General features: G+C 65.4%; 21 protein-coding genes and 1 tRNA gene. 18 read left to right on the top strand and 4 right to left on the bottom strand.

Features of this window, described 5'->3' with window-relative positions:
- The first annotated feature begins 32 nt into the window (after positions 1 to 32).
- From accD to ACZK29_RS15370, 3 genes are all read left to right on the top strand, one after another.
- Positions 33 to 908: an acetyl-CoA carboxylase, carboxyltransferase subunit beta gene (gene accD / locus ACZK29_RS15380; RefSeq protein ID WP_005410473.1), complete on the top strand. Its 876-nt coding sequence runs from the start codon at positions 33 to 35 to the stop codon at positions 906 to 908.
- Positions 908 to 2,269 carry a phosphoglucosamine mutase gene (gene glmM, locus ACZK29_RS15375; RefSeq protein WP_111204165.1) on the top strand — a complete coding sequence of 454 codons (1,362 nt, stop codon included), beginning with the start codon at positions 908 to 910 and terminating at the stop codon, positions 2,267 to 2,269. Before accD ends, glmM begins: the two co-directional genes overlap by 1 nt.
- Positions 2,270 to 2,527: 258 nt before the next feature.
- Positions 2,528 to 3,010 (top strand): RcnB family protein, encoded by a 483-nt coding sequence (locus ACZK29_RS15370; protein WP_111204166.1) that lies wholly within the window; start codon positions 2,528 to 2,530, stop codon positions 3,008 to 3,010.
- A gap of 19 nt (positions 3,011 to 3,029) precedes the next feature.
- On the opposite strand, the gene galE is transcribed toward ACZK29_RS15370, so the two are convergent.
- The 4 genes from galE to ACZK29_RS15350 form a co-directional block, all read right to left on the bottom strand.
- The gene (gene galE, locus ACZK29_RS15365) at positions 3,030 to 4,070 is read right to left on the bottom strand and encodes a UDP-glucose 4-epimerase GalE (RefSeq protein WP_111204167.1); all 1,041 of its coding nucleotides are present in this window, start codon (positions 4,068 to 4,070) and stop codon (positions 3,030 to 3,032) included.
- 68 nt (positions 4,071 to 4,138) lie between these two features.
- Positions 4,139 to 4,996, bottom strand: a complete 858-nt coding sequence (locus ACZK29_RS15360) for a polysaccharide deacetylase family protein (protein ID WP_111204168.1) — start codon at positions 4,994 to 4,996, stop codon at positions 4,139 to 4,141.
- Positions 4,989 to 6,134, bottom strand: coding sequence for a glycosyltransferase family 4 protein (locus ACZK29_RS15355; protein ID WP_111204169.1), 1,146 nt, complete (start codon positions 6,132 to 6,134; stop codon positions 4,989 to 4,991). The genes ACZK29_RS15360 and ACZK29_RS15355 overlap by 8 nt, the downstream gene beginning before the upstream one ends.
- A gap of 18 nt (positions 6,135 to 6,152) precedes the next feature.
- On the bottom strand, positions 6,153 to 8,033 hold the full coding sequence (locus ACZK29_RS15350; RefSeq protein ID WP_111204170.1) for a DUF3413 domain-containing protein: 1,881 nt from the start codon (positions 8,031 to 8,033) through the stop codon (positions 6,153 to 6,155).
- 148 nt (positions 8,034 to 8,181) lie between these two features.
- Here ACZK29_RS15350 and ACZK29_RS15345 point away from each other — a divergent pair, with 148 nt between their 5' ends.
- The 15 genes from ACZK29_RS15345 to nuoK all read left to right on the top strand — a co-directional run bounded on the left by ACZK29_RS15345 (position 8,182) and on the right by nuoK (position 21,227).
- Complete coding sequence (locus ACZK29_RS15345; protein WP_111204171.1) at positions 8,182 to 9,162, top strand: isopenicillin N synthase family dioxygenase; 981 nt, start codon at positions 8,182 to 8,184, stop codon at positions 9,160 to 9,162.
- 852 nt (positions 9,163 to 10,014) lie between these two features.
- Complete coding sequence (tpiA, locus tag ACZK29_RS15340) at positions 10,015 to 10,770, top strand: triose-phosphate isomerase (protein ID WP_060380673.1); 756 nt, start codon at positions 10,015 to 10,017, stop codon at positions 10,768 to 10,770.
- Positions 10,771 to 10,801: 31 nt separating this feature from the next.
- On the top strand, positions 10,802 to 11,239 hold the full coding sequence (gene secG, locus ACZK29_RS15335; protein WP_478446214.1) for a preprotein translocase subunit SecG: 438 nt from the start codon (positions 10,802 to 10,804) through the stop codon (positions 11,237 to 11,239).
- Positions 11,240 to 11,290: 51 nt separating this feature from the next.
- Positions 11,291 to 11,375: transfer RNA gene (locus tag ACZK29_RS15330), tRNA-Leu, on the top strand.
- 111 nt (positions 11,376 to 11,486) lie between these two features.
- Positions 11,487 to 11,843: an NADH-quinone oxidoreductase subunit A gene (locus tag ACZK29_RS15325; RefSeq protein WP_005414075.1), complete on the top strand. Its 357-nt coding sequence runs from the start codon at positions 11,487 to 11,489 to the stop codon at positions 11,841 to 11,843.
- Positions 11,834 to 12,388 carry a NuoB/complex I 20 kDa subunit family protein gene (locus tag ACZK29_RS15320; RefSeq protein WP_005410463.1) on the top strand — a complete coding sequence of 185 codons (555 nt, stop codon included), beginning with the start codon at positions 11,834 to 11,836 and terminating at the stop codon, positions 12,386 to 12,388. Before ACZK29_RS15325 ends, ACZK29_RS15320 begins: the two co-directional genes overlap by 10 nt.
- A 33-nt stretch (positions 12,389 to 12,421) precedes the next feature.
- The gene (locus ACZK29_RS15315) at positions 12,422 to 13,171 is read left to right on the top strand and encodes an NADH-quinone oxidoreductase subunit C (protein ID WP_005410462.1); all 750 of its coding nucleotides are present in this window, start codon (positions 12,422 to 12,424) and stop codon (positions 13,169 to 13,171) included.
- Positions 13,168 to 14,475 (top strand): NADH-quinone oxidoreductase subunit D, encoded by a 1,308-nt coding sequence (locus tag ACZK29_RS15310; protein WP_478446213.1) that lies wholly within the window; start codon positions 13,168 to 13,170, stop codon positions 14,473 to 14,475. Before ACZK29_RS15315 ends, ACZK29_RS15310 begins: the two co-directional genes overlap by 4 nt.
- Before the next feature lie 97 nt (positions 14,476 to 14,572).
- On the top strand, positions 14,573 to 15,100 hold the full coding sequence (gene nuoE, locus ACZK29_RS15305; RefSeq protein WP_005410460.1) for an NADH-quinone oxidoreductase subunit NuoE: 528 nt from the start codon (positions 14,573 to 14,575) through the stop codon (positions 15,098 to 15,100).
- Positions 15,101 to 15,104: 4 nt separating this feature from the next.
- A complete protein-coding gene (gene nuoF / locus ACZK29_RS15300) occupies positions 15,105 to 16,445 on the top strand; it encodes an NADH-quinone oxidoreductase subunit NuoF (RefSeq protein ID WP_010486436.1) in 1,341 nt (446 codons plus the stop codon).
- Entirely contained in the window at positions 16,442 to 18,676 is a 2,235-nt protein-coding gene (gene nuoG / locus ACZK29_RS15295; RefSeq protein WP_164146829.1) for an NADH-quinone oxidoreductase subunit NuoG, read from the top strand. Before nuoF ends, nuoG begins: the two co-directional genes overlap by 4 nt.
- Positions 18,673 to 19,767 (top strand): NADH-quinone oxidoreductase subunit NuoH, encoded by a 1,095-nt coding sequence (gene nuoH / locus ACZK29_RS15290; protein ID WP_005410457.1) that lies wholly within the window; start codon positions 18,673 to 18,675, stop codon positions 19,765 to 19,767. Before nuoG ends, nuoH begins: the two co-directional genes overlap by 4 nt.
- 3 nt (positions 19,768 to 19,770) lie before the next feature.
- Positions 19,771 to 20,259, top strand: coding sequence for an NADH-quinone oxidoreductase subunit NuoI (nuoI, locus tag ACZK29_RS15285; RefSeq protein WP_005410456.1), 489 nt, complete (start codon positions 19,771 to 19,773; stop codon positions 20,257 to 20,259).
- A gap of 9 nt (positions 20,260 to 20,268) precedes the next feature.
- The gene (locus ACZK29_RS15280) at positions 20,269 to 20,925 is read left to right on the top strand and encodes an NADH-quinone oxidoreductase subunit J (RefSeq protein WP_049429537.1); all 657 of its coding nucleotides are present in this window, start codon (positions 20,269 to 20,271) and stop codon (positions 20,923 to 20,925) included.
- Positions 20,922 to 21,227: an NADH-quinone oxidoreductase subunit NuoK gene (gene nuoK, locus ACZK29_RS15275; RefSeq protein WP_005417921.1), complete on the top strand. Its 306-nt coding sequence runs from the start codon at positions 20,922 to 20,924 to the stop codon at positions 21,225 to 21,227. The genes ACZK29_RS15280 and nuoK overlap by 4 nt, the downstream gene beginning before the upstream one ends.
- Positions 21,228 to 21,233: the final 6 nt, after the last annotated feature.

The following is a 21,233-nucleotide window of genomic DNA, read 5'->3' as shown; positions in this document are numbered from 1 at the left end:
CCGGGCCGCCCTGAACGGAAGTGTCCTCCCGCATGAGTTGGCTCAGCAAGTTGATGCCGTCCGGCATCCGCACCGACAACACCCCCAGCAAGAAGCGCAGTGTCCCCGAGGGCCTGTGGGAAAAGTGCAGCAACTGCGGCAGCGCGTTGTACCGTCCGGAACTGGAAGAAAACCTGGAGGTCTGCCCGAAGTGCGGCCATCACATGGCGATCCGCGCACGCGCGCGCCTGGCCGCCCTGTTCGACGCCGACAGCACCACCGAGATTGGTGCGCGCCTGGGGCCGACTGACCTGCTCAAGTTCAAGGACCAGAAGAAGTACAGCGAGCGCATCAAGATCGCGCAGAAGAACACGGGTGAGTACGACGCGCTGATCGCCATGCGCGGCCTGCTCAAGGGCCGTGCGCTGGTCGCCTCGTCGTTCGATTTCGCCTTCATGGGCGGTTCGATGGGCTCGGTGGTGGGGGAGCGTTTCGCGCTGGCCGCTGAAACTGCAGTGGAGATCGGCGCGCCTTACGTGTGCTTCTCGCAGAGCGGCGGCGCGCGCATGCAGGAAGGCCTGTTCTCGCTGATGCAGATGGCCAAGACCTCGGCCGCGCTGGGCAAGCTGCGTGAGGCCGGTCTGCCGTACATCTCGGTGTTGACCCACCCGACCACCGGTGGCGTGTCGGCCTCCTTCGCCATGCTGGGCGACATCAACATCGCCGAACCGCAGGCGCTGATCGGTTTTGCCGGCCCGCGCGTGATCGAGCAGACCGTGCGCGAGAAGCTGCCGGAAGGCTTCCAGCGTTCGGAGTTCCTGCTGGAGCATGGTGCCATCGACCAGATCTGCGACCGCCGCGAGATGCGCGACCGCCTGTCCGATCTGCTGGCCATGCTGGGCCGCCAGCCGGCGCCGGAGGTGGCTTGATGGGGGGCCGCAAGTACTTCGGTACTGACGGCATCCGCGGACGGGTCGGCCAGGGCGTGATCTCGGCCGACTTCGTGCTGCGCCTGGGCAATGCCCTGGGCCGTGTCCTGGTGGCCCAGCGCGGCCAGGACGGGCGCCGGCCGATCGTGGTGATCGGCAAGGACACCCGCATTTCCGGCTACATGTTCGAGGCGGCGCTGGAGGCCGGCCTGGTGGGTGCCGGTGCCGATGTGCAGCTGCTGGGACCGATGCCGACGCCGGCAGTGGCGTTCCTGACCCGCACGCTGGGCGTGGACGCCGGCATTGTCATCAGTGCCTCGCACAATCCGCATTACGACAACGGCATCAAGTTCTTCTCCGCCCAGGGTGAAAAGCTTGACGATGCCACCGAGCTGGCCCTGGAAGCGGCGCTGGACGTTCCGTTCACCACCGTTGAGTCGGAAAAACTGGGCAAGGCATCGCGCGCGCGGGAGGCGGTCGGCCGCTACATCGAGTTCTGCAAGGCCAGCGTGCCGCGCACATTCGACCTGCGTGGCCTGCGCCTGGTGCTGGATTGCGCGCACGGTGCCACCTACCAGATCGCGCCGCTGCTGTTCCGCGAACTGGGTGCCGAGGTGATCGGCATCGGTGCCGAACCCAATGGCGTGAACATCAACGCCGGGGTGGGTTCCACCCATATCGACAACCTGGCCGCCAAGGTCCGCGAGACCCGTGCCGATCTCGGCATCGCGTTCGACGGTGATGGCGATCGCGTGCTGATGGCTGACGACCAGGGCAACCCGGTGGACGGCGATGACCTGCTGTACATCCTGGCCCGAGCGTGGAAGGCCGAAGGCCGCCTGCGTGGCCCGGTGGTCGGTACGCTGATGAGCAATTACGGTGTGGAGAAGGCGTTCGCCGACCTGCAGATACCGTTCGTGCGCAGCAACGTCGGTGATCGTTACGTGCACCAGGCGCTGGTCGAAGGCGGAGGCGTTCTCGGCGGTGAGGCCTCGGGCCACCTGCTGTGCCTGGATCGGGCGACCACCGGCGACGGTATTGTCAGCGCCCTGCAGGTACTGGTGGCACTGCGCAACAGTGGCCAGACCCTGCGCCAGGCGCTGAAGGGCCTGGAGCGGGTGCCGCAGAAAACGGTCAACGTGCGGTTGGGCAATGTCTCGGCCAAGGCCACGGTGCAGGCCGGCAGCGTGCAGGCCGCGCTGGCGGCCGCGCAGCAGGCGGTGGCCGGTCGCGGTCGCGCGTTCCTGCGCCCGTCCGGTACTGAGCCGGTGGTGCGGGTTACCGTGGAGGCCGATGACGCCACTCTGATGCAGGAAACGCTGGATCGGCTGTCTGCAGCAGTGCGTGAAGCCGCTGCCTGATTCGCGGAGACGGTACAAGCTGGAACATCAACATGGCCGCGTTTGCGGCCATGTTGCTTTCCGGCGGCAGTGGCTGAACGATGCGCGACCGGTGACCATGTTCAGCTGCGGCTGGGCTCTTTGTGACGCGTCATGAACGACGCGCAGCGTATTCCCGGTACCAGGCTCCCTTGCAATCACGCAGGGCTTGGGCAGGCAGGGAACCGGTCGGAGCGGACTGCGCTCCATCCTTCTTCTTTCGTTGCAAGGACCCTGACCATGAACACCTCACTGCGCTACAGCCGCTGCCTGCTGGCAGCGCCGCTGCTGGTGATGCCGTTGCTGGGTGGTATCTCCATCGCCAGTGCCGAGCGCCGCCCCGAAGGAGGGCCGCATATGTCCGCACCGCGCGAAGAGCCGATGCAGGCGCCCTGGGGCTACCCACGGATGGAGCGCCCACGCGAACTGGGCAATGCGCGGCCGGCCTTCCGCGATGAGTACCGGCACAACTTCCGCGCCGATCATGCCTTCCGCATCGGGCCTTACCATCCGCCGATCAGCTATGCCTACCAGCGTTGGCATTACGGCCAGATCCTGCCGCGCCCGTACTGGGTCGGGGACTACATCCTCAACGACTTCTGGCTGTTCGGCCTGGACATGCCGCCGATGGGCTACGAATGGGTGCGCTATGGCCCGGATGCACTGCTGATCAACACCGGCAATGGTGAGATCGTGCAGGTCGTGTACGGGCGTTTCTTCTGACCACTGGTGCCTGCCCGCATCAGCGCGCGGGCAGGTGCATCGGCACTGTGCCTTGCGTGGCCTGTGACATCGCCCGCTGCCACTTCCAGGTGTCCCGGCACATGTCGGTGAGATCGTGACGCGCCTTCCAGCCCAGCTCGCGCAGCGCCAGCGAGGCATCGGCGAAGCTGACCGCGATGTCGCCATTGCGTCGCGGCACGATGCGGAACGGAATCCGTATGCCGGTGGTGAGCTCGAAGGCCTGGATCAGTTCCAGCACGCTGTGGCCCTGGCCGGTGCCAAGGTTGAGGGTGATGCTGCGCCGCTGGTCGCGAAGGAACTGCAGGGCCAGCACGTGGGCGCTGGCGACGTCCTGCACATGGATGTAGTCGCGCACGCCGGTACCGTCATGGGTCGGATAGTCATCCCCGAAGACCTGCACTTCCGGCAGCAGCCCGGCGGCAACCTGCGCGATGTACGGCATCAGGTTGCTCGGCGTGCCATGCGGCAGCTCGCCGATCAGCGCGCTGGCGTGGGCGCCGACCGGGTTGAAGTAGCGCAGCGTCGCGATATGCAGGTCCTGGCCCGTTGCCGCCAGGTCGGCGAGCAGCTGCTCGACCACCAGCTTGGTGCGCCCATAGGGCGTCATCGCACAGGTTGAAGCGGTCTCGGCCACCGGGCAGTGGTCCTGGTTGCCGTACACCGTTGCCGAAGAACTGAAGACCAGCAACTGCACACCTGCATCCTGCATGGCACCGAGCAGGGCAATCGAACCGCTGATGTTGCTGTCGAAGTACTGCAGTGGAATCTTCTGGGATTCACCCACGGACTTGAGCGCTGCGAAGTGCAGCACGGCATCGATCGCGTGCTCCTGCATCAAGGCGGCCATGCGCGCTCGATCCCGGATGTCAGTCTGCACGAACACCGGTGCCGTGCCGGTGATCCGTCCGATGCGCTCGACCACGCTGGCGTTGCTGTTGCACAGCGAGTCCACGATGACCACGCCGAACCCCCGCTGCTGCAGCTCCACGCATGCATGCGAGCCGATGTAGCCAGCACCGCCGGTCACCAGTACGTTCATTGCCTTCACTGTTCCTTGGAGTCCATTCGAAAACCAAGCGCTGCCGTGATGAGGATGGACGTGGCCTCTTACGGGCCAGGTACCATCTTCTTCTGCCGCGCCTTGAAGCCGTTGAAGATCGGCGCGATCAGCGGGTTGTAGCTCCATGCGATGCGCTTGCGCAGCCAGCTGGCCGGCCGGTTGCGGATCGCGAAGCGATAGATGCGCTCCGGATCGCCACCCACCACGTTGCGGCCGAACGGGTGGGTGGTGTGCAGGTAGCGGAAGCCCTGTTCGCGTGCCACTTCGATGTAGTCATCGTCGAAGTCACCATAGGGCCAGCACAGCGTATCGGAGACTTCGCCGAGCTTCTCCAGCAGCGTCTGCTTCGCCATGGCCAGATCGCCGCTGATGCCTTCGCGGCGCTGTGCACGGTCCAGGTCATCGCGCTTGAGCCAACGGGTGTGGCTGTGGGTATGGCAGTGGACCTCGAACGTGCCGGCTTCGATTGCCGCACGCGCTTCGCTCCAGCGCATCATTACTTCGTCGCTGCGGCCCTGCTTGTAGATCAGGTCTTCGCAGGCTCGATGTTCCGGCGTGGCCGGCAGCTCGGCCCCTTCGACGCCGGCATGCGGGCGGATCGGGCCTTCATGCATCCAGCCAGTGACCACGAACACCACCGCATGCATGCCGTACTTCTGCAGGATCGGATGGGCATAGACCCAGTTGTCCAGGTAGCCGTCGTCGAACGTGATCACGATCGACTTGCGCGGCACCGGCTTGCCAGCGAGAAAGCCGGCGTACTGGTCCAGCGTCAGCGACGTCCAGCCGGTACGTGCGAGCCAGGCGATCTGGCTCTCGAAGTTTTCCGGGGACACGGTGATCATGCCCGGCGAGTTGCTGACATGATGGTGCATCAGCACCGGTACGGTTCTGGCGTTAGCCATGACCCAGCTCCTTCAACCATTGGAGGTAGTAGTTTTCGGTGGCCTCTCCGTGGCCGGTCGCGCTGAACTGCTTGGCGCTGCGGATCCAGTCCCAACCGGCGCGGCCCATCTGCCGTCGACGATCCTGATCATCCACCAGCAGCCGCAATGCACCGGTGAGGGCGGCGTCATCACCCAGCCGGGTGAGGATGGCATTGCTGCCTTCCACCAGCACTTCAGGCACGCCGCCAACGCGATGCGAGACGATCGGCAGTGCCGCCTGCGCAGCCTCGAGGAACACGGTGCCCGACGCTTCCTTGTGGGTGGCCAGGGCGAAAATGTCGAAACCGGCCATCAGCCGGTGGGCATCGCTGCGGAAGCCGAGCAGGTGGACCTGCTGCTCCAGGCCGAGTTCGCTGCGCAGGGCCCGCAGACGGCCCATCACCGGCTCGCCGTCACCGACCACGGCCAGGTGCAGGTCGGGATTGGCCTTGCACAGTGGTGCCATGGCGCGCAGCAGCTCGGCATGGCCCTTGGGCTCGCGCAGCACGGCGACGCAGCCGACCACGATGTCGCGCTCGGCGAAACCGAGTTCGGCGCGGACCTGTGCGCGGGTGTCCTGCAGGTTCTTCCAGGGATCGCCCTGCTCGGTCATGCCCCAGCGCGGGGGCGTCGCCATGGGGGGCACGATGCCGATGTGCCCGGCGGCAATGCCGCGATCGACCAGCAGCCGCTTGACGAAATCGCTGACGGTGATGATCCGGTGCGGAAGACCGGTATAGGTCAGCAGCGAATTGACCGGGCTCATCAGGTGGCGCGAGCGCACCACCAGTGGCGTGCCGCCCAGGCGTGCGCCGGCCGCAGCGATCAGTGCATCGCGGCGGCTGGTGGTGTTGACTACGTCGTAGCGCTCGCGGCGCACCAGGCGTGACACCGACCAGATCCCGCGCAGCAGCCGTGCCAGGCCGCCCATGCGCAGGGTATGCACGGTGAAGCCATCGTCGCGCGCGAGTTGGGCCAGGCGGGCATCGGGCTGGCACAGCAGCGACACCTGGTGTCCACGCGCACGCATCACCTGCATGTGGCGGAAGATGTAGATCTCTTGGCCACCCATTCCCCGGGCAGCTTCGGTATGCAGGATCCGCAGCGAGCGTTTCATGGAATCCATCCTCTGTAGTCAGCGGTTGCGGAAGCGGGTCAGCGCTTCCCATGCGGTACGTACGGCGCCGGCATCCGGGGCCTGTTGCGGCAGTGGGCGGTAGTGCAGGTCAAGCGCCGTCGCATTGCCGAACTTGTCGAACACGTAGATGGCGTTGCCGTGCCGGACAGCGCGTTGTGACCAGCTTTCCACCACCAGTGCGCGCTCGCCTGCGGGTTCGGCCAGCAGATCCTGGCCGGTGCTGAAGTCGCCCAGTGCGTTCTCGCAACCCAAGGCGTGACGCATCAGGGTCGGCACCCAGTCCTCATGCGAACTGATGCGTGCTTCGTGGCCGCTGTCCTGGCCGGGCCAGTGCAGCACGAACGGCACCTGCAGCTGGTAGTCGGAGAAGTTGCCGTTGTGGCCCCAGTAGTTCAGCTTCAGATCGTTGAACTCCTCGGCGTGGTCGCCGGTGACCAGGACGATGGTGTTCTGGTCCAGGCCCTGCGCGCGCAGATCGTCCAGCAGGGTGCCGACGAGGCTGTCGGCGTAATGCACGGCGGTCCGGTAGCGGTTCATTTCCGGGGTCGGGTCGTGGTCCGGGCCGAACTTGAGGAAGTCGATTTCCTGCGCCATCGGGGTCGCCAGCGGCGGGTAGCCTGCGGGCATGTGGTAGGGCGCATGGGTGGAATCGAGGAAGACGAAGCCGAACCACGGCGTGTGCGCCGCCTGGCTGGCACGGATGTCCCTCTGAAGCGAGGCCACGATGCTGCTGTCACGGCCTTCCGAACCCAGCTCGGAGGGGCCCTGATGCAACTGGTCGCGGACGTCCGCAAATGCGGTGCGGTCGAATTCCGGGCTGTACATCGGCGCGCTGCCGTACAGATGCAGGTCGTACCCCTGCTGGCCCAGCACCTTGAACAGCTGTGAGCCGCGCTGCTCGTCAAGCATGCTTTGCCAGTAGCCGCCCGGGAGGCCGTAGAGCAGGCCGAACAGGCCATAGCGGGTGGCGTTGCCCGTGCTGAAATGGCGGTCGTAGACACGAGCGGAGGCCGCCAGTGCCGAGGTGTTCGGCATGATCTGCGGGGTAAGCGCATCGTGGCGCAGCGATTCCAGCACGACCATCAGCACGTTCGGTCGCTGTGGGTTCTGGCAGCGCAGTGGCTGCAGCGGATACAGCAGCTGCGCATGGCGCGGATCGGGCAGGCCGACCTGCTGTTCACTGACCACGCCCAGCCTGCGCATGAAGCTCTTGGCGGTGATCGGCTGGGCCCAGGGCAGGTAGTTCCACTGGGCAATCACGTCACGGTCGCCGCGTGCGTCGTAGTAGGCGGTGGCCACTTGGCCGCTCGCCATCAGCAGGGCGGCCACCGCCCAGGCCTGCAGCACCCTGCGGCGGTGGGGCGCGGCCGGCAGCAGCTTCCAGCACGCCCAGGCCAGGATGCCCTCGGCGGTGAAAATGGCCGCCACCAGCAGGCCGACCTGCACCCAGGTCTTCCACGACAACGCAACCTGGTCCTGCAGGGCGCCGCCGAACACCATGTTCACGACCATGGCATTGAGGTGGAAGCGATACAGGGTGAACACCTTGGCGTCGACCAGCAGCAGGCACAGCCACAAGCCCTGCAGCAGTACTGCACTGATGCTCAGCGTGCGCGCGCTGCGCGGCCAGAGGCCCAGCAGCAGTGGCAGCGTGCCGGCCAGCGCGCCGAAGGCGAGCAGGTGCCCGGGCAGGGCAACCGCGAGATAGGCCAGGCCCTGATGGCCACCCGGGTTGTCGTGCAGCGGCACGTTGCCGAGGGTGATCACCGTCGCCAGCAGCGCATTGCCCAGGACGAACAGTGACCACCACGCAAGCCGGCGCCAGCGAAGGGCTGGGCCTACGGGGGGGAGGACGATGGCGGCTGGGGCGTCGGGCATGGTGCGTCGGGTCGGGGAGGCGCGATCGGGGCTTGCGCTGCCAACGTGATGGATTCGTTAAATGTGCGCAGGTCGCGCATTGTATCGATTTGTTTCCGAGGATCGAGTAGCGTCCGCCGGGCGATCTGTCACAATGTTCAGGCGGGCCATGAATGCGCGGCCCCCCAGACCCAATGACAAGCCAGGAATCGCTGTGAGCCAGATCCCCACCCTCGATATCACCCGTTTCGACAGCGACCGCGAGGCCTTCGTGGCCGAGCTGGGCGCGGCCTACCGCCAATGGGGATTCGCGGGCATCCGCAACCACGGCATTCCGCAGGCCGATATCGACGCGGCCTACGATGCCTTCAAGGCCTTCTTCGCCCTGCCGGACGAGGTCAAGCGCAAGTACCACGTGGCCGGCAGCGGCGGCGCCCGCGGCTATACCCCGTTCGGTGTGGAAACCGCCAAGGGCTCCAAGCACTTCGACCTGAAGGAGTTCTGGCACATCGGCCGTGAAATTGCTGATGACTCCAAGTACCGTGACGTGATGGCGCCGAACCTGTGGCCGACCGAGGTCGAGGGCTTCCGTGAGCGCGGCTACGGCCTGTACCAGGCGCTGGACAACCTGGGCTCGCGCGTGCTGTCGGCGCTGGCCCTGCACATCGGCCTGCCGGAAGACTTCTTCGCCGACAAGACCAATTTCGGCAACTCGATCCTGCGCCCGATCCACTACCCGCCGATCACCACCGACGACATCCCGAATGTGCGTGCTGGTGCGCATGGCGACATCAACTTCATCACCCTGCTGGTCGGTGCCAGTGCCGCGGGCCTGGAAGTGCAGTCGCACGAGGGCGAGTGGGTGCCGTTCACCTCGGACGCGGACACCATCGTGGTCAACATCGGCGACATGCTGCAGCGCCTGACCAACCATGTGTACCCGTCGACGATCCACCGCGTGGTCAACCCCCCGGGCGAGCTGGCCCGCCAGCCGCGCTACTCGGTGCCGTTCTTCCTGCACCCGAACCCGGATTTCCTGATCGACGTGCTGCCGTCCTGCATCACCCCGGAGAATCCGAGCCGGTACCCGGAGCCGATCACCGCCCACGGCTTCCTCGAGGAACGCCTGCGCGAGATCAAGCTGAAGTAATGAGTTAGAAGGCCGCCGAAAGGCGGCCTTTTTCTTTGCAGGGTTGCACCCTGCACCCGCAGAGGCCAAGGCCACAGCAAAAAGCCAAAGCGGCTCTGGGTTTCTGCGTGGGGAGGCGGGGAGGTGTCGGATGGCGGGGGCGCCGTGAACCCTTCCCTGGGGGCTTGGCCGCGGCATCCATGCCGCGGACACCCCGCCATCCGACACCTCCCCGCCTTCGACAGTTTCCCGGTGACGGTTGGCAAATCGTGATTTCCCGTGGGTGTCGACCTTGGTCGACACGGTAGATCCACGCCATGCGTGGATGAGATCTGTCAGATCGAAGCCGGGTAGGGGGCTGGTCCAACCCGGCAGCCACCCGGAATGCCGCTTTTGCTTTTGATCTTCTTTTTCTTTCCGTGGCGGGCGGAACCGCCGGAATGTGTCAGAGGCCGGGCGGGTGGGACTGCGCAGGGGCGTGAGCCGCATGGGCCCGAGGCATGCCTCGGGCGGGTTGGGCAGGACGCCCAATCCCGGTCTTGCCGTGTGCGCAGGACAGCGCACACGAGCAAGCGGCGATCGAGCTTACATGGGTGAGGGCGCTTTGCTGGCGAAGCACTGCTTCGCAAGCGCCCGAACGCACAGCCGCCAGCGGCTGGGCCGGGCCCCGGAGGGGTACTTGCAGCGCCCCCTGCGCAGTCCCGCCCGCCCGGCCAAGCCTACCAATCCAACCGGGGCTCTCCTCGACCAACCCCACCCCGCCACGAGGGGCTGCGCCGTTGGCTGAAAACCCATGTAACCGCTTACACGGAAACGGATTTTTGCCGTAACGGGTATCATGACCGGCTGACTTCACACAGGAGCCACCCGCTCATGCGCCGCAAGATCGTCGCCGGAAACTGGAAGCTGCATGGCAGCCGTCAATTCGCCAATGAACTGCTGGGGCAGGTGGCCGCAGGGCTGCCGCTGGACGGGGTGGACGTGGTGATCCTGCCGCCGCTGCCCTACCTGGGCGAGCTGGTCGAGGACTTTGGTGACACCGGCCTGGTGTTCGGTGCCCAGGACGTGAGCAGCAACGAGAAGGGCGCCTACACCGGCGAGGTCTGCGCCGCCATGCTGCACGAGGTCGGGGCCCGCTATGGCCTGGTCGGCCACTCCGAGCGCCGCCAGTACCACCATGAAAGCAGCGAACTGGTCGCGCGCAAGTTTGCCGCGGCCCTGCATGCCGGCCTGGTGCCGGTGCTGTGCGTGGGTGAGACCCTGGAGCAGCGCGAAGCGGGGCAGACCGAGGCGGTCATCGCCAGCCAGCTGGCGCCGGTGCTGGAGCTGGTGGGTGCCGCCGGTTTCGCCCGGGCGGTGGTTGCCTATGAGCCGGTCTGGGCCATCGGTACCGGCCGTACCGCCACCAAGGAGCAGGCACAGCAGGTGCACGCGTTCATCCGTGGCGAAGTCGCGCATATCGATGCTAGAATCGCTGATTCACTGCCCATTGTTTACGGCGGTAGCGTGAAGCCCGACAATGCCGGGGAACTGTTCGCGCAGCCGGATGTCGATGGTGGGCTGGTCGGCGGTGCCTCCCTGGTGGCCGCGGACTTCCTGGCCATCGCAAGGGCGGCGGCCGCGAACTAATCCTAGAAGTATTGTCCGAGGGCGGTTTCCAATGCTGATGTTGATCCTCAATGTCGTCTACGTGCTGGTCGCTGTGGCCATGATCGCGCTGATCCTGATGCAGCGTGGCTCGGGTGCGGCGGCGGGTTCGGGCTTTGGTGCCGGTGCCTCGGGTACGGTGTTCGGTGCGCGTGGCGCCTCGAACTTCCTGTCCAAGTCGACCAAGTGGCTGGCTGTCGTGTTCTTCGGCATCAGTCTCTTCATGGCCTGGTATGCCGGTCATGGCAGCCGTCCGGCGGCCGACCAGGATCTGGGCTTGATGTCCGCCCCGGCGGTGACCGCTCCGGCGGCTCCGGCAGGCGAATTGCCGGCCGTTCCGAAGGCCGATGCGGTCCCGGCAGCCCCGGTTCCGGCCGGGAATGTGCCGGCTCAGGCGGAATCTTCGGTTTCTGGTGAAGAAAAGCCTTCGGAAGGCTCCCAGAAACACTGAAGCCGGTTACAATACGCGGCGCATCGGGAAGATAGTCTGATGTGATCGTTTGCCCAGGTGGCGGAATTGGTAGACGCACTACCTTGAGGTGGTAGCGACTTAGGTCGTAGGGGTTCGAGTCCCCTCTTGGGCACCATTTGTAAGTAAAGCGGGTTCGCCTGGCGCGCAAGGCGCCAGGTAGATTCCCGTCCACTCCCCCATGCCAAAGCGCCTGCAGGCGCAGCGGCAGAGGCAAGAGAGAATCGCTGTGCTGGCCGAATATTTGCCGTCTCTGCTGTTTCTGATCGTTGCCACCGGTATCGGCATTACGCTGATGCTGGTTGGTCGATTCCTCGGTCCCCGCCGCCCCGATCTGGAAAAGCTGTCGCCGTACGAGTGCGGCTTCGAGGCCTTCGAAGACGCGCGCATGAAGTTCGACGTGCGCTACTACCTGATCGCGATCCAGTTCATCGTCTTCGACCTGGAAATCATCTTCATCGTGCCGTGGACCCAGGTCTTCATGGAGCTGGGCGCCCGTTCGCTCGTCACCATGGGCCTGTTCGTCGGCATGCTGTTCCTCGGTTTCATTTACGTCTGGAAGAAGGGAGCGCTGGAATGGGAGTGATTCAGACTCTCGATGGCCTCATGAACAACCCCACGCCGGAAGGCCGGGTTGATGACATCCTGCGGCCGGAAGGCGACAACCCGCTGCTGGAGAAGGGCTTCGTCACCACCAGCGTCGACGCACTGCTGAACTGGGCGCGCACCGGCTCGATGTGGCCGATGACCTTCGGCCTGGCCTGCTGCGCGGTCGAGATGATGCACGCCGGCGCCGCGCGCCTGGACCTTGACCGCTACGGCGTGGTGTTTCGCCCGTCGCCGCGCCAGTCCGACGTGATGATCGTGGCCGGTACCCTGGTCAACAAGATGGCCCCGGCGCTGCGCAAGGTCTACGACCAGATGCCGGACCCGAAGTGGGTCATCTCGATGGGTAGCTGCGCCAATGGCGGCGGCTATTACCACTACTCCTATTCTGTCGTGCGCGGCTGTGATCGCGTGGTGCCGGTGGACGTCTACGTCCCGGGCTGCCCGCCGACCGCCGAGGCGCTGGTGTACGGGATCCTGCAGCTGCAGAAGAAGATCTGGCGTACACAGACCATCGCCCGCTGACCCTTCCACACTACAAGAGCGCGCCAAGCCCCCATGGCAGAGCAAGCATCCTTCATCGACCGACTCTCCGCACGTTTCGCTGGTGCGAAGGTCATCGTGGTCGAACCCCGCGGCGAAGTGACGCTGGAGGTGCCTGCCGCCGAGTGGCATGCCACCGCGCTGGCGCTGCGTGACGAGTTTGGTTTCGAGCAGGCCGTGGATCTCTGCGGCGTCGACTACCTTGGCTATGGCTCCGACGAATGGGACACCGCCGACGTGTCCTCGCAGGGCTTCAGCCGTGGTGTCGAAGGCAAGGCCCAGGGCCGTTTCGCGTGGGGCGAGTTCCCCACCGAGGAAAACGGTGCCGACGGCGCCCGCCCGCAGCACATGCCGACCCAGCGTTTCGCCGTGGTCGCCCAGCTGCGTTCGTACCAGCACAACCTGATGATGCACCTGCGTTGCTTCGCCCCTGACGAAGCATTGCCGGTGGTGTCCTCGCTGACCGGCATCTGGCCGGGCCTGAACTGGTTCGAGCGCGAAGCGTTCGACCTGTACGGCGTGATCTTCGAAGGCCACCCGGACCTGCGCCGGATCCTGACCGACTACGGTTTCGTCGGCCATCCGTTCCGCAAGGACTTCCCGCTGATCGGCAATGTCGAAGTCCGCTACGACGAAGAAAAGAAGCGCGTGATCTACGAACCGGTCACCTCGGTGGAGCCGCGCGTCGGCGTGCCGCGCGTGATTCGCGACGACGCCCGTCTGCAGACCGCAGAAGGTGAGCGCGCGCAGGAGGCAGTGAAGTGAGCCACGTACACCAGGCCGGCGAAGCATTCGCCAGCAACGCCGCCGAGAGCCGGCAGGAAATCCGCAACTACACCATGAACTTCGGCCCCCAGCATCCGGCCGCGCATGGCGTGCTGCGCCTGATCCTGGAAATGGACGGCGAAACCATCATGCGCGCCGACCCGCACGTGGGTCTGCTGCACCGTGGTACCGAAAAGCTGGCCGAGTCCAAGCCGTTCAACCAGTCGATCGGCTACATGGATCGCCTGGATTACGTGTCGATGATGTGCAACGAGCACGCCTACGTGCGCGCGATCGAGACCCTGATGGGCATCGAGGCGCCGGAGCGTGCGCAGTACATCCGCACCATGTACGACGAAATCACCCGCATCCTCAACCACCTGATGTGGCTGGGCTCCAACGCGCTCGACCTGGGTGCGATGGCGGTGATGCTGTACGCCTTCCGCGAGCGCGAAGAGCTGATGGACTGCTATGAAGCGGTCTCCGGCGCGCGCATGCACGCGGCGTACTACCGTCCGGGCGGTGTCTACCGCGACCTGCCGGACCACATGCCGAAGTACAAGGAATCGCGCTGGCACAAGGGCAAGGCGCTGAAGCAGCTCAATGCTTCGCGCGAAGGTTCGCTGCTGGACTTCCTGGAAAACTTCACCGTCGAGTTCCCCAAGCGCATCGACGAATACGAAACCCTGCTGACCGACAACCGTATCTGGAAGCAGCGTACCGTCGGCATCGGTGTGGTGACGCCGGAACTGGCGCACCAGTGGGGCATGACCGGCGTGATGCTGCGTGGCTCGGGCGTCGCCTGGGACCTGCGCAAGAAGCGCCCGTACGCCAAGTACGATGCCGTCGATTTCGACATCCCGCTGGGCAAGGAAGGCGACTGCTACGACCGTTACCTGGTCCGCGTTGCTGAAATGCGCGAATCCAACCGCATCATCAAGCAGTGCGTGGTGTGGCTGAAGGCCAACCCGGGCCCGGTGATGGTGAAGAACTTCAAGGTTGCTCCGCCCAAGCGCGAGGACATGAAGGACGACATGGAAGCGCTGATCCATCACTTCAAGCTGTTCAGCGAAGGCTACTGCGTGCCGGCCGGCGAGACCTACTCGGCGGTGGAAGCCCCGAAGGGCGAGTTCGGCTGCTACCTGGTCTCCGATGGCGCCAACAAGCCGTTCCGCGTGCACCTGCGCGCACCGGGCTTCGCCCACCTGTCCTCGATCGATTCGATCGTGCGCGGCCACATGCTGGCCGACGTGGTGGCGATGATCGGTACCTACGACCTGGTGTTCGGCGAGGTTGACCGGTAATGCCGTCCGCCACGCCAACGCCCGCTGCAGGCAGCCGGCGCAAGCCGGCGCCGCAGTTTCTGGAATTTCACGTTATGCATTTCGCTGAGGTCGGCCGATGAAGGCGACAGGTAATTTCGAGGCGGCGCGCGACGTCGACCCGATGGTGGTGCTGAGCGACAAGACCCGCGCTCACATCGATCACTGGCTGTCCAAGTTCCCGCCGGACCGCAAGCGCTCTGCCGTGCTGCAGGGCCTGCATGCGGCCCAGGAGCAGAACCAGGGCTGGCTGACCGACGAACTGATCGCCGGCGTGGCCAAGTACCTGGACCTGCCGCCGGTGTGGGCCTATGAGGTCGCCAGCTTCTACTCGATGTTCGAGACCGAGAAGGTGGGCCGCAACAACGTGGCCATCTGCACCAACATCAGCTGCTGGCTCAATGGCGCCGAGGACATCGTGCGCCACTGCGAGAAGAAGCTGGGCATCAAGCACGGTGAATCGACCCCGGACGGCCGCGTCTACCTCAAGCGCGAGGAAGAGTGCCTGGCCGGCTGCGGGGGCGCGCCGATGATGGTCATCAACGGTCACTACCATGAGCGTCTGACCCTGGAAAAGGTCGACGAGCTGCTGGACGGGCTGGAGTAAGGGCATGGCACATCACCACGAATCCAAGGGTCCGGTCGGCCCCGCGCCGCTGCCGCACCAGGTGGTCTACACCACCCTGCATTACGACACCCCGTGGTCGTACGAAAGCTACCTGAAGACCGGTGGCTACGCCGCCCTGCGCAAGATCCTCGAAGAGAAGATCCCGCCGGAGCAGGTCATCGAGATGGTCAAGGCCTCGGGCCTGCGCGGCCGCGGCGGCGCGGGCTTCCCGACCGGCCTGAAGTGGTCCTTCATGCCCAAGGGCAACATGCAGAAGTACATCCTCTGCAACTCGGACGAATCCGAGCCGGGCACCTGCAAGGATCGCGACATCCTGCGCTACAACCCGCATTCGGTGGTGGAAGGCATGGCGATCGCCTGCTACGCCACCGGTTCGACCGTGGGCTACAACTACCTGCGCGGTGAGTTCCACCACGAGCCGTTCGAGCACTTCGAGCAGGCCCTGGCCGACGCCTATGCAAACGGCTGGCTGGGCAAGAACATCCTCGGCAGCGGCGTGGACATCGACATCTACGGCGCGCTGGGCGCTGGCGCCTACATCTGCGGCGAAGAAACCGCGCTGATGGAATCGCTGGAAGGCAAGAAGGGCCAGCCGCGCTACAAGCCGCCGTTCCCGGCCAACTTCGGCCTGTACGGCAAGCCGTCTACGATCAACAACACCGAAACCTATGGTTCGGTGCCGGCGATCATCCGCAACGGCCCGGAGTGGTTCAAGGGCCTGAGTCTGACCGCCAACGGCGGCCCGAAGTGCTTCTCGGTGTCCGGCTGCGTGCAGAACGGTGGCAACTTCGAAGTGCCGCTCGGCACCAAGTTCCACGACCTGCTGGAAATGGCCGGTGGCCTGCGTCCGGGCCGCACGCTGAAGGGCGCGATCCCGGGCGGCGTGTCGATGCCGGTGCTGACCGCGGCCGAGCTGAAGGACCTGCCGATGGATTACGACACCATCCGTGCGCTGGGCTCCGGCCTCGGTTCGGGTGCGATCGTGGTGCTCGACGACAGCGTCTGCTGCGTCAAGTTCGCCTGCCGCATCAGCCAGTTCTTCCACAAGGAATCCTGTGGCCAGTGCACCCCGTGCCGTGAAGGCACCGGCTGGATGCACCGCGTGCTGGAGCGCATCGTTGCCGGCAAGGCCACGATGGAAGACCTGCACCAGCTGAAGGCGGTGGCTGGCCAGATCGAAGGCCACACCATCTGTGCGTTCGGCGAAGCGGCTGCATGGCCCATCCAGGGCTTCCTGCGCCAGTTCTGGGACGAGTTCGAGTACTACATCGTCAACGGTCATTCGATGGTTGACGGCAAGAAGGTGGAGGCAGCCGCTGCATGAGCGCGCAACCCGTAAATCCGAGCGTCCCACCCGATCACGTCACCATCGAGATCGATGGCAAGTCGCTGGTCGTGCCCAAGGGCTCGATGATCATCCAAGCCGCCGACAAGGCCGGCATCTCCATTCCGCGCTTCTGCTACCACGAGAAGTTGCCGATCGCCGCCAACTGCCGCATGTGCCTGGTGGACGTGGAGAAGTCGCCGAAGCCGGCACCCGCCTGCGCTACCCCGGTGATGGACGGCATGAAGGTCGCCACCCGTAGCGAAAAGGCACTGAAGTTCCAGCGCTCGGTGATGGAGTTCCTGCTCATCAACCACCCGCTGGACTGCCCGATCTGCGATCAGGGCGGCGAGTGCGAGCTGCAGGACGTGTCGCTGGGCTATGGCCGTTCGGTCAGCCGCTTCAACGAGCGCAAGCGCGTGGTGCCGGACGAGGACATGGGTCCGCTGGTCGCCACCGAGATGACCCGCTGCATCCAGTGCACCCGCTGCGTCCGCTTCACCGCCGACGTTGCCGGTACCTACGAACTGGGTGGCATGTACCGCGGTGAGAACCTGCAGATCGGTACCTTCGACGGCAAGCCGCTGACCACCGAGCTGTCGGGCAACGTCGTCGACGTCTGCCCGGTCGGCGCGCTGACCAACAAGGTGTTCCAGTTCCGCGCCCGCCCGTGGGAACTGACCGCGCGCGAGTCGCTGGGTTACCACGACGCGATGGGTTCGAACCTGTTCCTGCACGTGCGTCGCGGCGAAGTGCTGCGCACCGTGCCGCGCGACAACGAAGCCGTGAACGAGTGCTGGCTGTCCGACCGTGACCGCTACTCGCACCAGGGCCTGTACAGCGAAGACCGTGCGGTCAAGCCGCTGCGCAAGGTCAATGGCGAGTGGAAGGAAGTGAGCTGGGCCGAAGGCCTGGCCGCGGCCGCCGAGATCCTCAAGGCGAACCAGGGCGACAACCTGGGCGTGCTGGTGCATCCGTCCACCTCGAACGAGGAAGGCGCGCTGCTTGCCCGCCTGGCCAAGGGCCTGGGTTCGAGCAACATCGACCACCGCATCAACAACCGCGATTTCTCCGACGCCGCCACCGCCGAAGTGTTCGGCCTGCCGTTGGCCGAGATCGAGGGAGCCGACCGCATCGTCGTTCTGGGCAGCAACATCCGCCACGAACTGCCGCTGCTGCACGCCCGCCTGCGCAAGGCGCAGACCACCAAGGGCGCGAAGATCCACGTCGTCAACCCGGTGGACTTCGACTTTGCTTTCAGTGTCGCCGGCAAGCAGATCGTTGCCCCGTCGAAGTTCGTCGACGCGCTGGCCAGCGCCGAGCTGCGTTCGGCCGTGCAGGGCGGCAGCAACACCGTGCTGATTGTCGGTAGCATCGCCGAGAACCACCCGCAGGCTGCCGCGATCCGCGCCGCTGCGCGTGACTTCGCTGCCGCCACCGGTGCGAAGCTGTGCCGCATCCCGCAGGGTGCCAATGCCGTGGGCCTGACCCGCGCCGGCGTGCTGCCGGCCGGCAAGGACGTGGCCGCCATGCTGGCGCAGCCGCGCCAGGCCTATGTGGTGTACGGCCTGGAGCCGGGCCTGGACTTCGCCGACGCCCCGGCCGCGCGCAAGGCGCTGGCCGGTGCCCAGGTGGTGGCCTTCAGCCAGTTCGCCTGCGTGTCCACCCGCGACGTTGCCGACGTTATCCTGCCGATCGGTGCACTGCCGGAAATCGACGCCACCCTGACCAACCTCGATGGTCGCGAGCAGTCGGCCCGTGCCGGCGGCAAGCTGCCGGGCGAGGCCCGTGAAGGCTGGCGCGTGCTGCGCGCACTGGGCGGCGACATGGCGCTGGCCGGTTTCGACTTCACCGACCTGGCCGGCCTGCGTGCCAGCCTGGCCCCGGTGTCGGTCGACGTTGTCGCTTCGGCGCAGCCGGCGGTTGCCGGTGAAGGCCTGGAAGTGGCTTCGACCGCCGCGATCTATCGCACCGATGCGGTGGTCCGTCGCGCGCCGGCGCTGCAGTCGCATCCGCTCAACAACGCCCCGCGCATCGTGCTGAACGCTGACGATGCCGCGCGCCTGCAGCTGCAGGAAGGGCAGATGGCCAAGGTCGGCACCGATGCCGGCAAGGCCACCCTGCCGGTGGTGGTCGACGCCCGCGTTGCTGCGGGTTCGGTCTGGATTGAATCGGGCCACGGCGCGACCGCGCCGCTGGGTGCCGCTCGCGTATCGGTGGTGGCTGCATGAACGAATTGCTGTTGAACGCGGTCGACCCGCTGCACCAGTGGCTGCTTGGCCTCGGTGATATCGGTGCGCTGATCTGGATCATCCTGAAGATCCTGGTGATCACCGTTCCGGTGATCATCTCGGTGGCCTTCTACGTGGTCTGGGAACGCAAGCTGATCGGCTGGATGCACGTCCGTCACGGCCCGATGTACGTGGGCATGGGCATCTTCCAGGCCTTCGCCGACGTCTTCAAGCTGCTGTTCAAGGAAGTGGTCCAGCCGAGCAGTGCCAACAAGGCGATCTACCTGCTGGCTCCGCTGATCACCCTGGCCCCGGCCTTCGCGGCGTGGTCGGTGGTGCCCTTCGATTCGCAGATCGTGCTGTCCAACGCCAACGCTGGCCTGCTGTACCTGCTGGCGATGACCTCGCTGGGCATCTACGGCATCATCCTGGCCGGTTGGGCGTCCAACTCGAAGTACGCGTTCCTGGGTGCGATGCGCGCCTCGGCGCAGATGATCAGCTACGAAATCGCCATGGGCTTCGCCCTGGTCGGCGTGATGATCGCCGCTGGCAGCCTGAACCTGAGCAACATCGTGATGGCGCAGGCCGGCAGCTCCGGCTTCTTCGACTGGTTCCTGCTGCCGCTGTTCCCGCTGTTTGTCATCTACTGGGTGTCGGGCGTGGCCGAAACCAACCGCGCGCCGTTCGACGTGGTGGAAGGCGAGTCGGAAATCGTTGCCGGCCACATGGTCGAGTACTCCGGCGGTGCCTTCGCCCTGTTCTTCCTGGCCGAATACGCGAACATGATCCTGATCAGCTTCCTGATCTCGATCTTCTTCCTCGGCGGCTGGCTGAGCCCGGTCCAGGGCTGGGTCAACTTCGGCGATGTCTCGCCGCTGGTCGACTGGATCTGGAAGGGCGGTGCACCGTGGTTGTTCGTCAAGGTGTTCTTCTTCGCCAGTGCCTACATCTGGTTCCGTGCCAGCTTCCCGCGCTTCCGCTATGACCAGATCATGCGCCTGGGCTGGAAGGTCTTCATCCCGCTGGCCATTCTGTGGATCGCGGTTACCGCCGTCATGGTGTTCTTCGGCGTGATTCAAAAGGGCGTCTAAGTGATGAACAGGATTACCCATTACTTCAAGAGCCTGCTGCTGCTCGAACTGCTGGCCGGCCTTTGGCTGACGCTGAAGTACAGCTTCAAGCCGAAGTACACGATGATGTACCCGATGGAGAAGTTCCCGCAGTCGCCGCGCTTCCGTGGCCTGCACGCACTGCGCCGTTATCCCAACGGCGAAGAGCGCTGCATTGCCTGCAAGCTGTGCGAAGCGGTGTGCCCGGCCCTGGCCATCACCATCGACTCGGCCAAGCGAGAGGACGGCACCCGCCGCACCACCCGCTACGACATCGACCTGTTCAAGTGCATCTTCTGCGGCTTCTGTGAGGAAAGCTGCCCGGTGGACTCGATCGTCGAAACCCACATCCTCGAGTACCACTTCGAGAACCGTGGCGAAAACATCGTTACCAAGCCGCAGCTGCTGGCCCTTGGCGATCGTCTCGAAAACGAGATCGCCGAGCGTCGTGCCGCCGATGCCGCTTACCGCTGAGGTCGAGAGATGGATTGGGTAAATATCGCTTTCTGGGTGTTCGCCATCGCGGCAACGGTTTCGGCCGGTGCGGTGATCAGCGTGCGCAACCCGGTGCACGCCGTGCTGTGCCTGGTGCTGACCTTCTTCTCCATTGCCTGCGTGTGGCTGCTGGTGGGCGCCGAGTTCCTCGGCGTGGCGCTGGTGCTGGTCTACGTCGGCGCGGTGATGGTGCTGTTCCTGTTCGTGGTGATGATGCTGGACATCGACCCCACCAAGATGCGTGAAGGCTGGGTGCGCTACCTGCCGGTCGGCCTCATCGTGGCCGTGGCGATGCTGGTGCAGATGCTGATCCTGATCGGCGTGAAGGGCAGGGCGGTCAACCCGTTCCCGGCCGACAACGCCGCTGCGGTCGCTGCCGACAGCTCCAACATCACTTGGCTGGCACGCACGCTGTTCACCGAGTACCTGCTGCCGTTCGAGTTCGCCGCCGTCATCCTGACCGTGGCCGTGGTCGCCGCCGTGATGCTGACCCTGCGTCGCCGCACCGGCGTGAAGAGCCAGAACCCGGGCGAGCAGACCATGGTCAAGGCCGGCCAGCGCCTGCGCATGGTCAAGATGGGTGCCGAAGCACCGGTCGTGCACAGCAACAGCAAGCCGGCCACCGGCGAGGAGACCCAGCCGTGATTACCCTTGGCCACATCCTTGCGCTTGGCGCGGTGCTGTTCGCCATCAGCCTGGCCGGCATCTTCCTCAACCGGAAGAACGTCATCGTCCTGCTGATGTCGATCGAACTGATGCTGCTGTCGGTGAACATCAATTTCGTCGGCTTCTCGCGTCAGCTGGGCGATCCGTCCGGCCAGCTGTTCGTGTTCTTCATCCTGACCGTCGCCGCTGCGGAAGCCGCCATCGGCCTGGCGATCCTGGTGACCCTGTTCCGTACCCGCCGCACGATCAATGTCGGCGAAGTCGATTCGCTGAAGGGCTGATCCACA

The organism is Stenotrophomonas sp. 89682_Sma, from assembly GCF_056481405.1.
Note: the sequence above shows the minus strand (reverse complement) of the source record. Positions and strands in the feature narration are given on the sequence as shown.

Bases quoted from the DNA above. Each gene is read 5' to 3' on its own strand.
- accD (WP_005410473.1), top strand. From the start codon at position 33: ATGAGTTGGCTCAGCAAGTTGATGCCGTCCGGCATCCGCACCGACAAC.
- glmM (WP_111204165.1), top strand. From the start codon at position 908: ATGGGGGGCCGCAAGTACTTCGGTACTGACGGCATCCGCGGACGGGTC.
- ACZK29_RS15370 (WP_111204166.1), top strand. From the start codon at position 2,528: ATGAACACCTCACTGCGCTACAGCCGCTGCCTGCTGGCAGCGCCGCTG.
- galE (WP_111204167.1), bottom strand. From the start codon at position 4,070: ATGAACGTACTGGTGACCGGCGGTGCTGGCTACATCGGCTCGCATGCA.
- ACZK29_RS15360 (WP_111204168.1), bottom strand. From the start codon at position 4,996: ATGGCTAACGCCAGAACCGTACCGGTGCTGATGCACCATCATGTCAGC.
- ACZK29_RS15355 (WP_111204169.1), bottom strand. From the start codon at position 6,134: ATGAAACGCTCGCTGCGGATCCTGCATACCGAAGCTGCCCGGGGAATG.
- ACZK29_RS15350 (WP_111204170.1), bottom strand. From the start codon at position 8,033: ATGCCCGACGCCCCAGCCGCCATCGTCCTCCCCCCCGTAGGCCCAGCC.
- ACZK29_RS15345 (WP_111204171.1), top strand. From the start codon at position 8,182: ATGAATGCGCGGCCCCCCAGACCCAATGACAAGCCAGGAATCGCTGTG.
- tpiA (WP_060380673.1), top strand. From the start codon at position 10,015: ATGCGCCGCAAGATCGTCGCCGGAAACTGGAAGCTGCATGGCAGCCGT.
- secG (WP_478446214.1), top strand. From the start codon at position 10,802: ATGCTGATGTTGATCCTCAATGTCGTCTACGTGCTGGTCGCTGTGGCC.
- ACZK29_RS15320 (WP_005410463.1), top strand. From the start codon at position 11,834: ATGGGAGTGATTCAGACTCTCGATGGCCTCATGAACAACCCCACGCCG.
- ACZK29_RS15315 (WP_005410462.1), top strand. From the start codon at position 12,422: ATGGCAGAGCAAGCATCCTTCATCGACCGACTCTCCGCACGTTTCGCT.
- nuoE (WP_005410460.1), top strand. From the start codon at position 14,573: ATGAAGGCGACAGGTAATTTCGAGGCGGCGCGCGACGTCGACCCGATG.
- nuoF (WP_010486436.1), top strand. From the start codon at position 15,105: ATGGCACATCACCACGAATCCAAGGGTCCGGTCGGCCCCGCGCCGCTG.
- nuoG (WP_164146829.1), top strand. From the start codon at position 16,442: ATGAGCGCGCAACCCGTAAATCCGAGCGTCCCACCCGATCACGTCACC.
- nuoH (WP_005410457.1), top strand. From the start codon at position 18,673: ATGAACGAATTGCTGTTGAACGCGGTCGACCCGCTGCACCAGTGGCTG.
- nuoI (WP_005410456.1), top strand. From the start codon at position 19,771: ATGAACAGGATTACCCATTACTTCAAGAGCCTGCTGCTGCTCGAACTG.
- ACZK29_RS15280 (WP_049429537.1), top strand. From the start codon at position 20,269: ATGGATTGGGTAAATATCGCTTTCTGGGTGTTCGCCATCGCGGCAACG.